This is a genomic window from Priestia sp. YIM B13490, from assembly GCF_042787735.1.
Classification (GTDB): domain Bacteria; phylum Bacillota; class Bacilli; order Bacillales; family Bacillaceae_H; genus Priestia; species Priestia megaterium.
In genome coordinates this window covers 824,933-837,894 of the sequence record NZ_JBHZOT010000001.1, presented here as the reverse complement: position 1 = coordinate 837,894, position 12,962 = coordinate 824,933, and the positions used below count along the sequence as shown (strand labels likewise).

Here is a 12,962-nt window from a genome sequence, read left to right as displayed (position 1 = left end):
TAGTAACAGGGAAAGCTCATAAAGGAGGTTTAGATAATATGGAAAACACAAATGAATTTGTTCAAAAGCTGAACGATAATCAAGAAAAGCAGCGCAAAAATAAGCAGGGTCAAGCTACTGGGCATCCTGAGAAAAAACTTCCTAACAAACAGCATTAATGTTGTAAAAGTTGGCTGTAAAGACAGCCGGCTTTTTTTTTGAAATTTTTTCGGAAGTCGAAATGTTTGAAGATAAAACAAATCCCCTGTTACAATAAACTGAACCCGCTGCAAAACGTTCGCAGCTATACTTTCCTCTTAAGGAGCTGAATATAAAATGAGTAAATTTGAAAAACTATTCCAACCAACAAACATTGAAGCATTTGATTTACACACTCGTACAGCAATGGCACCGATGACAAGATGCTTTGCTGATCCAGAGACAGGCGTAGTCGGTCAAGACGTTGTAGACTATTACCGCCGCCGCGCAAAGGATGGTATTGGCTTAATTATTAGTGAAGGAATTGTTATCAGCGAACGCGCAAAAGGAAATCCTGGCGTTCCGGGTATCTATACCCAAGAACAAATTGATTCATGGAAGCCTGTAACAGAAGCTGTTCATGAAGAAGGCGGCACGATTATTGCTCAAATTTGGCACGTTGGCCGCTTGAGTCATTCCGGGTTAATCAATGGGCATAAGCCTCAGGCCCCTTCCGCTATTGCAGCACAAGGCCAAGTGCCTCGTTTCCGCAAGCCCTATGAAGAGCCTGAAGAAATGTCGAAAGAAGATATTAAAGAAGTTGTGGGACAGTATGCCCAAGCCGCTAAAAATGCCATTGAAGCAGGATTTGACGGTGTTGAAATTCACGGTGCTCACGGCTATTTGATCGATCAGTTTAATTCAGACTGGTCTAATAAACGCACTGATGAATACGGAGGCGACCTTGCACAGCGATTAACGTTTATGAAAGAAGTGATTTCCGCTGTTATCGACGCCATTGGAAAAGAGCGCGTTGTGATTCGCTTCTCTCCTCATAAGCTTGATAAACCAGACTACCGCTGGGATGATACTGAAAAAGCTATTCAAACGTATACAGAAGCATTTAAAGAAACAGGAATTGAGATCATCCATCCGTCTATGCTGGATTTTTATGAAGATGTTCAAAACGGTCAAAATCTTTATGAAATTACGCGTAAGTACTGGGATGGACCGATTATCGGTGTAGGTGACTTAACGCCTGAATCAGCTGAAAAAGCGCTTCAAGCCGGCTGGATCGACGTAGCTGCTATTGGCCGCCCGCTGATTTCAAATCCTGATTATTTACAGCGCATTAAAAACGGCCAGTCTCTTGTCGAATACGATGCTAAAAAACATTTACCAGAGCTTATCTAAAAAAAGCGCTCCTTCCGGAGCGCTTTTTTATTGGTTTACGTATGCCTGAACCTCTTGTTTCCAAATAGCATAGCCTTGGCCTTTTAAATGAAGACCATCAACCGTGAAATTACTTTTTAACTGATTATGTGTAGATACTTTCGAATACAGATCAATGTAAGAATCGTTGTGTTTCTTAGCTAGACGCTCTAAATAGTTATTTAATGCGATAACATCTTTATTGTCCACTGCGTCGCCGCATTTTTTATTGTTCACGGGCAGTACACTTTGAATGTAGACTTTTGTATTCGGTGATTCTTTATGAATACGTTCAAGAATTTCAGTATAATTGGCTTTGGTTTTTTTTACAGATTTTTGCTCGTTTAAATCGTTAATGCCAATCATTAAGAAAATCTTTTTTGGCTTAGCATCTGTAATACTTTTTAGACGATGCAATACCCCTTCTGTTGTATCATCGGCTACGCCTCGATTGACAATCTGCTTATTATGAAAAAGTTCGCTCCATTCAGAGCGCTGGGTAATGCTATCACCGAGAAATACGATCGACTCTTTAGGAATACTTAATTGCTTAAACAAAGTGGTCCGTTCAATGTAATAAGGATTATCTCTATAGCTTTGCTTAGATGAATCCTTAGATGACAGCGGATTTTTCATTGCGCTGCTGCTTGTAGCATAAAAAGCAAAAACACCTAGGAAAAGGACATTTAAAATAATGGAACTGATAAATACAACTTTCTTTGTTGAACTCACGAAAACGACACTCCTGTACTTTGTATGTTTTTTAGATAACTCTACGATGATATAGTAAAGCTTCCTGTTAACACTCTTTCCCTCCATACAAGACATTTAATCATTTTTTGTAAATAATGATTTTACATAAAAAAGAAGCGGCGCTCGAAAGCGCCGCTTCTTTTTCTATAATATAAGGGGTTAAAACGTACTTTTATTATAACATATAGTCTATGGTCATATTTTCCTCTATTAGAAAATAGTTCTTATGTCGTTTCTTTTTCCAGCTGTTTTTCTCTTTTCACTTGCTTTGCGAAGAAGAGTTCGTATACCACTGGAATAATAATTAAGGTAAGAAGGGTAGATGACGCAAGCCCTCCGATTACCGTGATAGCTAAGCCTTTTGAAATCAGCGTTCCGCTTGATGTAGTAAGCGCCAGCGGAATTAATGCAGCAATGGTAGCAAATGCCGTCATTAAAATTGGACGCAAGCGCGTTTTCCCAGCTTCAATAAGGGATTCGCGGATCGTCATGCCTTTTTGTTCACGATTTTGGGTAATTCGATCTACAAGCACAATCGCGTTTGTTGTAACAATTCCAATCAGCATTAAGAATCCAATCATGACGCTGACAGACAGCGGTTCTTTTGCAAGGACTAGACCAACTAACGAACCGATTGGCACAAAAATGAGTGACGATAAAATGATAAATGGAATACGCGCTTTTCCAAACGTAACGAGCATCGTTAAATACACAAGGCCGATTGCTGTTAAAATAGCTAGACCTAGAGATTGGAAGACTTCCACTGTCTCGTCGCTTCCGCCTCCACCGTCCAAGCTCACATCTTTTGGCAAGTCTAACTTTTTCACTCCATCTACAACATCTTTGGTCACAGCTTGAACATCATCGCCTTTAATGTCTGCTTCCACTCGCGCAAATACTTTGCCGTCAAGCTTTTGAATAGAAGTGAACGTATCAATTGTACGAACGTCAGCAATATCTTTTACTAACACAGGTCCTCGTTCTGTAAATACTTGAAGATCTTTAATTTCTTTTACTGAACTAAGGTCTTTATCGTATGAAAGCTGAACCGCTCGTTTTGTATTATCTAATTTTAAGTCTCCAACAGATACTGGTTTGGTTTGGTCGGAGATTGTACCAAGCAGCTGAAATCCAGATACTCCATACTCTGCGGCTTTATCAGGATCTACTTCTACTACAAGCTGCTTTTGCTTATCTGAGAAGTTATTTGTTACATATTTAAGACGTTTGTCTTTGTTTAAGTGGTTTTCCACTTGCTTAGCTGCCTTTTGCAAGTCATCTAAATTAGAAGAATATAAATCAACCGTTACGTTATTATTTGTAGGAGGCCCTCCTGTTGATGCTTCTTGTACATTAACTGTTGCTTTCGGTGATTCTTCTTTCGTGATGCTTTCCATTTTCTTTTGAACTTTATCAATAAACGTATCAACATTCACGTCTTCTTTTACGTTCAAGAAATAGCCAACTTGGTTCGGGCGTTTTATACCTGTTGAAAAGTCGCGTGATCCAACTTCCGTAGTCACATCGGAAATTTCATTTTGATCCGCAAACATCTTTTCAATTTTTAAAGATACATCGTTTGTTTTTTCAAGTGATGTAGATGCTGGTAATTGAACGTTGGCCTGAAGCATCTTTTGTTCTTCATTTGGAATAAACGTAAAGCCAAGTGAAGGAACAAGCGCAAATGAGCCAAACAGTAAAATAAAGGATAAAATTAAAATTTTGATTTTATGATTAAGCGACCATGCAATCGCTTTTGCATATCCGCGCTGCAGCTTTCCTTCTTTTTCTTCAGGCGGTACTTTTTTAAACGCAAACTTTGCTAAAATCGGCACGATTGTAATCGCTACAAGAAGAGATGCTAACAGTGAAAAAACAACTGTTAAGGCGAACGGCAAGAAGAACTCTCCTGTAATTCCTCCTACAAAGCCGATTGGCAAGAATACGACAACCGTTGTAATGGTAGACGAGGTAATGGCTTTTAAAATTTCTTTTGTGGACGATTCGACAAGCTCGTTGCTCATGCCTTCTTCTGAACGGCGAACACGTCTAAAAATATTTTCAATCACAACAATACTGTCATCCACTACGCGCCCAACGGCTACAGCCATTCCGCCTAGTGTCATAATGTTAAGTGAAATATCAAGCTGGTTTAAGAAAATAGCTGATACTAACAGCGATAATGGAATCGATATAATCGCAATGATCGTAGCGCGGAAGTTACGCAAGAAAATCAGCACGGCAAGTGATGCAAATAATGCTCCGAGCAATCCTTCGCGTACTAATGTTTCAACAGACTTTTCAATGCCGTCAGCTGAATCAAAGCCGATTGCGTAGTCTAACTGATCGTCATATTTTTTCAAAATTTTCATCGTTTCGCTCGCCACTTCAACCGTATTAGCATCTTGTTTTTTTGTGATGGCCATCGACAGTGCATCTTTGCCGTCATAACGCGTATATTCGCCTTGGTCTGTTACGGCTTCGACTTTGGCAATATCGCCAAGCTTCACAGGCTTTGCTTCAGGATTCATCGTAGATTTCAGCTGGATTTTCTTTAATGCATCGATCGTCGCAACTTTTTCTTCTACTCGCACTGGAATTTGAAGCTCTTTTCCGTTTAATGTTCCTGCTGGGAATGAAACAGCTTTTTGATTAATTTGTTCTTTCATCCCATCAAGCGTTAAGCCAGCTTGAGCTGCTTTTTCTTTATCGACCGTAATTTGTAAAAGGTCCTCTTTCACGCCGCCAACTGAGACGGAGTTAATACCTTGAATTTTATTCAATTCAGGAATCACTTCATCGTTTAATACTTTTTCAAGATTTGCATCATCTTTCGCAAACAGTGAAATGTTGAAAATCGGGAATGAACCAAATGAAAAACGGTTTACGTCTACATTTGATGACTCTGGTAAATCTAATTCTTTTATCGACGAGTTAATTTGCTGTTCAACTTTATCTAAATCCGTATTAAACGGGAATTCTAAATTAATAATGCCAACGTTTTCATACGATACGCTTTGTACACTTTTAATTCCTTCAATTCCTTTCACTTGGTCTTCGATTTTCGACGTGACGTTTTCATTTACGTCATCAGGAGAAGCCCCGGGATACGTTGCTTCAATGGACAGCTGCGGAAATTCGATATTCGGCAGTAAATCAATTTTTAGTTTTGAAAATGAATATAGCCCCGCTAAAATAAGTAAAAATGAAACGATAAACACAGCTACCGCATTTTTCAAACTAAATCTCGTCAAAAAATTCATCTTTTTCCTCCGTTACGTAACTAAGTTATTTGAGAAGCCTTCATCCTTTAATAGCTGCAGACCCGTCTTAATTTTTCAACAATTTTAGAGTACCCACGGGTCAGTTTTTCACAAAAAAACTCACCTCCTTTCATGTGCTGATGAACTGTCTATACAAACTGAAATTTGATGGTCACACGCTCCCCCTGGAAGCGAGATAAAGGAAAAGCCATCTTGACCATATAAATCCCAACCTTCAAAAAACGAGCTGTCGTGAAACATATCTAGCGCATACCCATTAGAAAATGTAATTCGAAGTATACCGATATCTTCATACCACTGTATAGAAATAATGTGCTGGCCAAGCAGCAGCGCTTCGACTTGCTGACGCTGCTCGGCAGAATGTAGCGATTTCCAGTCCGCTTGACCAAGCAAGATGCTGCGTTTGTTTTTTAGTCTCCATGGACATTCTGCCACAAGTCCACCTTTACTAAATCCAAGAGAAAACGGCAGGGTATTGTCTGTGTTAACCTTGGTAACGATTTGTTCTTGAAAATATGAAAAATTAATCACTGTGCTGCTGGTATCCATCATATCCCTCCATTATCAACCAGTACCGACGAGTCATTTTTAGGTCTCAAAGTAGCAGCCTTCAATGTATAAGTTCACAATGAACTCCGCATAGTTCATGATATCTTCTTCTGTTATATCATCATCGGAAACGATATCCATCCTATACCCATTTAACATGCTGCAAAACGCTTTTGAGTGTAAAAAAGCATTTTTTATTTTCTGCTCTTCAATCAATTTAGCAACAAGCCCGTGATAATCCTCAAAAAATTGATGAAGACGACCCATCATTTCTGGCATTTGGTGTGGGGCTTGCCAAAAAGAGTCGGGATATTTTTTAGTTTCGTAAAAAAAGAGCAGATGATGCTTCGCAATTGAATACAGCTTTTCATGAAACGTTTGGCATTCATCCGTTCTTCGCTTTGCATGATACAAAAACTCATCAAACGAACGATTGTTCACAGCGATATAAAGCGACTCTTTAGACGAAAAGTACAAGTAAAGCGTTCCTTTAGATACACCCGCTAGTTTAGCAATATCAATCATTTTTGCTTCATAGTAGCCTTTGGATCCGAACACTTCAAAAGCAGCATCTAAAATTTTCTCTCTCTGCTGTTTTCGGTTTGTCATGGTAAAAAATCCTCTCATACGTTTTCGATACTATACATATAAAATAATTAAAATAACTTGTCAACACGTAGTGTGCTCTTTTATCCCTTGCATCACAAGAGTATGTCAGTTTTTTAAACAAAACACTTCTATAGAGCAAATTAAAGCGTTTTCGACTTTTTTGTGACAGATACAAATGATGCTTGTATATGAAGAGCTCGCTATGGTACATTTTTGTCATTGATACAGAAATTTATTCCGTCGTTACGGGAGGAGAAAACATGGTTCTTACATCACCAATCGGTCGCCTGCGTTTAGTAGGAATTTTAGAAGGAATTTCATTTTTACTGCTGCTTGGCATTGCTATGCCGCTAAAATATGCAGCAGGCATACCAGAAGCTGTATCAGTTGTAGGCGCAGCACACGGTGCACTTTTTGTGCTGTACGCTCTTGCAGTCGTTCATGTAAAATTCGCGCATAAATGGTCAATCGGCCGCTCTTTATTTGCGTTTCTTATGTCGGTTATTCCGTTCGGCCCTTTTATTTTAGAGAGACAGCTGAAAAAAGAACAGTAAAAGAAAAGAACGTCACGGACATCATGTTTCCATGACGTTCTTTTTCCTTACTGTTCACCACTGTTTTCGCTAAAATGGTCAATCGTTTTCCACCACTTCAGTGAGTGAGGTTTTAATAGCATTCCAATTTCTTCTGGGCTAATTTGCTGATCTATAATCATTTCATGCATTGCTTGAAAGAGTCCCGTTGTAACAGCTTCTTTCACATCAGCTTCACCTTCTATATACAGCTGTTCAATCGCTTCAAATACGTCCGGTTCACGCTGGAGCTGGCCGTTATATTCAAGAGAGATTAAATGACCCGCAACACGGCTTAATTCATGCTGCAGCTCGTCTTTATCGTTGAGGTCCACTTCTTCGCTTGGCTCAAAAGATGGGCAAGCTTCTTTTAGTAATGGAATAACATTTTGTTTTGTAATCATATCTAAATTCCCTGCCTTTGCATGTGTGACAAATTCTCTATTCTTTACCCTTTTCTCTTTTTCTATAAACTTCTTTTACAAAACTTTTCCGTTTTCTACAACTACTTCTCCTTTTTTTACTACGCAGTCAATATGATTTAAGCCATACTGATATTGAAGGGTTCGATAACTAGAGACATTAAAAATCGCTAAGTCAGCCTGTTTTCCGGCTTCAATACTCCCAATCTTATCTCCTTGATTAATAGCATGAGCTGCGTTAATAGTTGTGGCTAAAAGCACTTCTTCAGGACTCATGTTCATATTCATACATGCCAGGTTCATCACAAATTGCTGTGAAGTCGTTGGAGATGAACCTGGATTGCAGTCTGTAGAAAGCGTAATCGGCACTTCTAAATCGATCATTTTTCTAGCATCTGGCCATTTCATTCCAACAAATAAGGAATTCCCCGGTAAAAGGGTCGCTACGATCCGTTTTTCAGCCAGTTTCTTTAATCCTTCATCAGAAGCATACAAAAGATAATCTGCTGATATCGCTCCTACCTCTGCTGCGAGCTCCGCTCCTCTGCAGTATTCAAAGGGGTCGGCATGTATTTTAGGAAGCATGCCATGGCTTTTCCCGGCTTCTAGTATTTCTTGACATTGTTTGAATGAAAAAGCATTTGGAAGACATACAGCATCATTAAATGCTGCAAGCTTATAAGAAGAAATTTGAGGAATCATTTCGTGAATAAGTAAATTGACGTATTTCTGCGTATCTTTTTTATATACAAGAGGTACGACGTGTGCGCCTAAAAAGGTACTTACTACATCAACTGCGTGCGTATCATTCAGCATTTTAGCGATTTGCAGCTGCTTTAGTTCTGTTTCTAGTTCTAAGCCATACCCGCTTTTCACTTCTATAGTTGTGACTCCGTGAGCTAGAAAAGACGTAAGACGCTCATAGCTCTGCTGATAAATCCGGTACGCATACTCTTCCTGTGTTTGAACGACAGTGGAGTGAATACCTCCACCTTCTTCTAATAAATCCAAGTAAGAAGTTGGCCTTTCAAACCGCCTATAAAATTCTTCTTCACGCGAGCCAGCGTACACAGCGTGTGTATGGGGATCAATCAGACCCGGAGTCACAATTTTATGAGAAGCATCAATAATCGTTGCGTCATTTCTTTCCCTTTCATATTTTTGTTCTAACTCTTTTGTTGTACCTACGGTCACAATTTGATCTCCTTCTATCCAGACTGAGCCATTTTCAATCACCGTTAAGTTTCTCATTTCTTTTCCAGCTAAAGGACCTTTATTTTCTTTGGCCGTTACAACTTGCGAAGCATTTTTAATCCATAGCGCTTTTTTTGACATCGTTGAATTTCCCCCTTTTCTAGCGTGTATCACGTTTTGGGGCCTCATGTTTACCGTAAACTCATTTAGATTCACCTACACATTTCGCATCTCTGCCTTCTTTCTTGTAGGTAGAAATTTGAAAAAGCATGTCCATGGTCTGAAAAGCGTGTTTTTAAGTCTTTAAAGCTAGATAACTTATATTTTTTTCAATTATATACGCTTTTAGACCCTTCTTTTCTCCGTTTTCTTACTTATTGATTTTCGTTTTATACAAATATATCCTTATATACTAAATCTTTTATCACATGTATTTTATAAACACCACGGCAAGTTCCCATCAACAGGATAAATAATAGATTTCTAGGAATAGAACGTTTATAATATTCTTTGAAGTTTTACTTTTAGAAAGATTCACTAATGGAGGAAGAAATATGATTGTCAACTATAAAAACCAAGCAACCGGTCATCGCATGAATAACGGCTGGAATCTTTTCTACGCGTCAAACTTAACGATGTGGCGCAAAGATGAAAAGTATTTGCTTTTAGATGAAAACCAAGATGTGGTGATGATCTTTGGCTTTAAAAAAGACGAAATCATTCTAGATAAATTGCAAACGTGGGGCTATACATTTGGTGTCCATCCAGAGAAAAAACAAATTTCCTGCTTGCAGCGTCAAGAAGAAATTGGTGAATAAAAAGAGGGCTGAATTTCTTCAGCCCTCTTTTTTATTAATGGGTTTGTTGAAACATAGCGCTCAGCTGTTTTTTTTCAGATGGTTTGACAACATAATACCATGTACCATCTACCACTTGCCCTTCTCCCTTTACCGTTACCGTTTCGAAATCGGGCCGTCCATTCTTAATGATGTTATACATCGTAAATGCATCACTGACATCAATATTCGTTCGAATATGCTTCTTTACAAGCGTGAGGAGACTTGGAATGTTTTTCACCGTTGACATGTTCATTCCTTTATCTAATAGGGCTTCCACTACTTGGCGCTGTCGATTATTTCTTCCTAAATCTCCTTTTGGATCTTCGTGTCTCATCCGCACATAGGCAAGAGCTTTTTCGCCGTTCAACGCATTTTCTCCTTGAGGAAAGATAAATGAATCAAACACAAAAGGAAACGGGTTCTTAACGTTCACTCCGCCAAGTTCATCTACTACATCTTTAAAGCCTTCCATATTTACTTTCACATAATAATCGACATCGATATCTAAGAAGTTCTCAACCGTGCGCACGGTTAAAGGAATGCCTCCGTATCGATAGGCATGATTAATTTTCTCATCCGTTCCTTTTCCATCAATGTGCACGCGCGTATCTCTAGGGATCGGCATAACTTTTGCTTTATTGTGGCTCGTATCTAAGTTGACCACCATTAATACATCTGAGCGGCCTGTATCTCCTGGCCTTTCATCTACGCCCATCACCAGTACATTAAATGAGTGAGGCTGCTCTTTAGCAGATGTTTGCTGTTGATAGACAATTCCAAATCCAGCGGTTCCTAAAAGCAAAATACATGCCGCTAAGATCCCTATTTTGTATTTTTTCATTCATACGGTCTCCTTTACACGTCACTTACTCTCTATATGCCTTAATGAATGAAAATTTATACCTTTTTAGAGAAATTTAAGCACACGTCAAAAAAGCCTGCTTGTTGAGAAGCTGGCTTTTCACTAGTAGATTTTAGCTTGATTTTTGATGCACATCACGCTGTGCCCATTCACTTTCTAACATACTCATTTCAATTAAGCTCCAGTACTGTCCATCTACAAGCCGGACATCTCGAAGAAGGCCTTCGCGTGTAAAGCCAATTCGTTCATAGGACTGAATCGCCCGCTCGTTAAAGTCAAAGACGCCGAGCGAAATTCGGTGAAGACCCAGTTCTTCAAAACCGAAAGCTAACACTTTTTCAAACATGTGCGAGCAAAGCCCTTTTCCTCTATACTTTTCACCAAGCAGCACTCGGCCAATTCTTCCTGTTTTATGATAATAATCAATGTGAGCCAGAGAAATATGCCCAATAAGCTGTTCATTGTCATCTATGACAGAAAAAGCATAGGTAGAAGCACCATCTTCATTTGCATATCGAATGTAGTGTTTTAACTGTCTAGGAGTAAGCGGAAAAGAAAAGCTAGAGCCGCTCCATTGCACCATAAATGACTCGGAGGGAATCCAATCCATTAGCTGTTTAAAGTCTTTTTTGGAGAACGGTCGTAGAGCTATCACATAATTCTCCCCCTTATTATTTCTGACTTTTCTAAATATATTACATTTATCATAATAAACTGTCAACTGTCTATGTAAAAAAAAGCCATCATTTCGATGACTTATAGCTGTAATGCTTTTCTGAGAAGAGTTAAATCATGAGTAAATTCAAAAAAATAGGTTCTATTTTCATTGTCAAATACCATCATGATTGGCTTTTGATTCGGCTCAAGAACAAAAATAACTTCACTTGCCAGCGTGTTGACCGCACTATTTTCAATTTTTACGGCTGGATCAAGAGGTACTTTAACAAGATAGCCTTTTTTAGGAAGCGGACTTGCCTTTTTATATAAACCAGTAATGGACGCAATACTTTTTTCGGCTTCTTTTTGAACACTGGGAGGTTTGAGCGTTGAACGAACGACTCTGCCCGTTTCAATTTGAAATACCTCTACTTTTGGCTGTTCGGCACTTACTGCCTGCGGAAAAATAAAAGCAGCGAATACGACGCATACAGCAACCCATTTTCGTATCATTTTTAGCACCTCTTTCCATTGTGGATGAGATGGAGATAAGAATGGTCGTCTCTTCTTATACTATGACCTATTTTTATGTATTTATTTCACTAAATGAATGCCTATACTTCCATGTTTTTGTCATGTTCTCAGAACTTACTCTATACACTACTAATAAGGACACGCTGTATGAGGTGATAAGATGTCGTGGTTTGAAGCATTTATTTTGGGAATCATTCAAGGGCTTACAGAGTTTTTACCGATAAGCAGCACGGGGCATTTGTATTTAGGGCGCCACTTATTTGGCTTAGACGATGCAGGATTGTATTTAGATACGATGCTGCATATAGGCACTCTGCTTGCTGTGTTTGTCTTTTATAAGCGTGAGCTATGGCATATTATTCGTCATCCCTTTAGCAAGCTTACAGGGCTTTTAGTGATAGGAACGATCCCTGCAGTTGCGATTGGTCTTTTGTTCAAGGACTATTTTGACAGTATTTCGAAATCTGGTTTAACGATCGGCTGGGAATTTCTTGTGACGGGACTGCTGTTATGGTTTGGTGATTCCGTAAAAAATGGCTATAAAAAAATGGACCATATTTCATACGGAGATGCCTTTTTTATCGGCTCGTTTCAAGCAGCTGCGATATTCCCTGCTGTATCTCGATCTGGTTTAACCATGGTAGCTGCGTTAATGCGAAAATTAGACCGTGAAACAGCCGCTTACTTTTCATTTTTATTGTCGACTCCCGCCATTTGCGGAGCGGTGTTACTTCAGTTAAAAGATGTAGTCACAGGTGAAGTCGAGCAGCTTTCCGTTTTCTTTTTATTCGTCGCCACCCTTTCATCTGCTTTATTTGGTTATGTAGCGGTAAAATGGATGATCAATTATTTAAAGCATCATTCATTAAAAACATTTGCAATTTACGTTTGGATATTAGGTGCAGTCGTGCTGGTTTGTCAGTTTACGGGGGTGTTTTAAGATGAAGATGAAAGTCCGGACGCTTTTTTTAGTATTGTTTTTTGCCGGCATTTTAGTCGTGACAAGCTATGTTGATAACAATTCCCAGCAGTCGTTTAACAGCTTATCTCACCTTTCACTTGATGGAGGAGCTGTTGAAACCTCTGCAGATGAAGACGAGGCGGAACAATTAAACATGTCGGTCAAAGAAGTTCATGTTAAAACAGAAAAAAGAGGCGGATACCGAATTGAAGTGTACGAACAAGTAAATGTTTATAGAGATGATAAAGGAAAAGTAGTAAAAAAAGTTCCCACAGGAGAATATCAAACGTTGAAATATAAACTGAATGAAAAAAAATAAACCACTTACCGAAGTAAG

14 protein-coding genes and 1 pseudogene are annotated in these 12,962 nt (G+C 39.0%); 6 read left to right on the top strand and 9 right to left on the bottom strand.

Going from position 1 to position 12,962, the window contains the following annotated elements:
* Positions 1-38: 38 nt before the first annotated feature.
* Positions 39-158: a DUF4023 domain-containing protein gene (locus ACFX4R_RS04760; protein ID WP_013057809.1), complete on the top strand. Its 120-nt coding sequence runs from the start codon at positions 39-41 to the stop codon at positions 156-158.
* Positions 159-330: 172 nt separating this feature from the next.
* A pseudogene (locus ACFX4R_RS04755) lies at positions 331-1,371 on the top strand (alkene reductase); the annotation flags it as partial.
* 27 nt (positions 1,372-1,398) lie between these two features.
* Here ACFX4R_RS04755 and ACFX4R_RS04750 read toward each other — a convergent pair.
* The 4 genes from ACFX4R_RS04750 to ACFX4R_RS04735 form a co-directional block, all read right to left on the bottom strand.
* On the bottom strand, positions 1,399-2,121 hold the full coding sequence (locus ACFX4R_RS04750) for a GDSL-type esterase/lipase family protein (protein ID WP_162214550.1): 723 nt from the start codon (positions 2,119-2,121) through the stop codon (positions 1,399-1,401).
* 245 nt (positions 2,122-2,366) lie between these two features.
* The gene (locus ACFX4R_RS04745; protein WP_377568990.1) at positions 2,367-5,405 is read right to left on the bottom strand and encodes an efflux RND transporter permease subunit; all 3,039 of its coding nucleotides are present in this window, start codon (positions 5,403-5,405) and stop codon (positions 2,367-2,369) included.
* A gap of 120 nt (positions 5,406-5,525) precedes the next feature.
* The gene (locus ACFX4R_RS04740) at positions 5,526-5,975 is read right to left on the bottom strand and encodes a DUF6188 family protein (protein ID WP_043981443.1); all 450 of its coding nucleotides are present in this window, start codon (positions 5,973-5,975) and stop codon (positions 5,526-5,528) included.
* Between the two features lie 39 nt (positions 5,976-6,014).
* Positions 6,015-6,584 (bottom strand): TetR/AcrR family transcriptional regulator, encoded by a 570-nt coding sequence (locus tag ACFX4R_RS04735; protein ID WP_016764786.1) that lies wholly within the window; start codon positions 6,582-6,584, stop codon positions 6,015-6,017.
* A 260-nt stretch (positions 6,585-6,844) separates the two neighbouring features.
* On the opposite strand from ACFX4R_RS04735, the gene ACFX4R_RS04730 reads away from it, so the two are divergent.
* Positions 6,845-7,138 (top strand): DUF3817 domain-containing protein, encoded by a 294-nt coding sequence (locus tag ACFX4R_RS04730; RefSeq protein WP_013083888.1) that lies wholly within the window; start codon positions 6,845-6,847, stop codon positions 7,136-7,138.
* 47 nt (positions 7,139-7,185) lie between these two features.
* Here the strand turns inward: ACFX4R_RS04730 and ACFX4R_RS04725 are convergent, their stop codons facing one another.
* Together ACFX4R_RS04725 and hutI are read right to left on the bottom strand one after the other, a co-directional pair.
* Entirely contained in the window at positions 7,186-7,560 is a 375-nt protein-coding gene (locus ACFX4R_RS04725; RefSeq protein WP_013057816.1) for a DUF7674 family protein, read from the bottom strand.
* Positions 7,561-7,635: 75 nt separating this feature from the next.
* The gene (gene hutI, locus ACFX4R_RS04720; RefSeq protein ID WP_377568986.1) at positions 7,636-8,913 is read right to left on the bottom strand and encodes an imidazolonepropionase; all 1,278 of its coding nucleotides are present in this window, start codon (positions 8,911-8,913) and stop codon (positions 7,636-7,638) included.
* A 413-nt stretch (positions 8,914-9,326) separates the two neighbouring features.
* Between hutI and ACFX4R_RS04715 the strand changes: the two genes are divergently transcribed.
* Positions 9,327-9,590 (top strand): hypothetical protein, encoded by a 264-nt coding sequence (locus ACFX4R_RS04715; RefSeq protein ID WP_013057818.1) that lies wholly within the window; start codon positions 9,327-9,329, stop codon positions 9,588-9,590.
* Between the two features lie 34 nt (positions 9,591-9,624).
* Here the strand turns inward: ACFX4R_RS04715 and ACFX4R_RS04710 are convergent, their stop codons facing one another.
* From ACFX4R_RS04710 to ACFX4R_RS04700, 3 genes are all read right to left on the bottom strand, one after another.
* On the bottom strand, positions 9,625-10,452 hold the full coding sequence (locus ACFX4R_RS04710; RefSeq protein WP_377568983.1) for an LCP family protein: 828 nt from the start codon (positions 10,450-10,452) through the stop codon (positions 9,625-9,627).
* A 133-nt stretch (positions 10,453-10,585) separates the two neighbouring features.
* Positions 10,586-11,128 (bottom strand): GNAT family N-acetyltransferase, encoded by a 543-nt coding sequence (locus tag ACFX4R_RS04705; protein ID WP_028409223.1) that lies wholly within the window; start codon positions 11,126-11,128, stop codon positions 10,586-10,588.
* A 101-nt stretch (positions 11,129-11,229) separates the two neighbouring features.
* A complete protein-coding gene (locus tag ACFX4R_RS04700; RefSeq protein ID WP_028409224.1) occupies positions 11,230-11,643 on the bottom strand; it encodes a hypothetical protein in 414 nt (137 codons plus the stop codon).
* A 181-nt stretch (positions 11,644-11,824) separates the two neighbouring features.
* Between ACFX4R_RS04700 and ACFX4R_RS04695 the strand changes: the two genes are divergently transcribed.
* Both ACFX4R_RS04695 and ACFX4R_RS04690 read left to right on the top strand, forming a co-directional pair.
* Positions 11,825-12,604, top strand: a complete 780-nt coding sequence (locus tag ACFX4R_RS04695; RefSeq protein WP_060746350.1) for an undecaprenyl-diphosphate phosphatase — start codon at positions 11,825-11,827, stop codon at positions 12,602-12,604.
* 1 nt (position 12,605) lies between these two features.
* On the top strand, positions 12,606-12,944 hold the full coding sequence (locus tag ACFX4R_RS04690) for a hypothetical protein (RefSeq protein ID WP_013083895.1): 339 nt from the start codon (positions 12,606-12,608) through the stop codon (positions 12,942-12,944).
* The last annotated feature ends 18 nt before the right edge of the window (positions 12,945-12,962 follow it).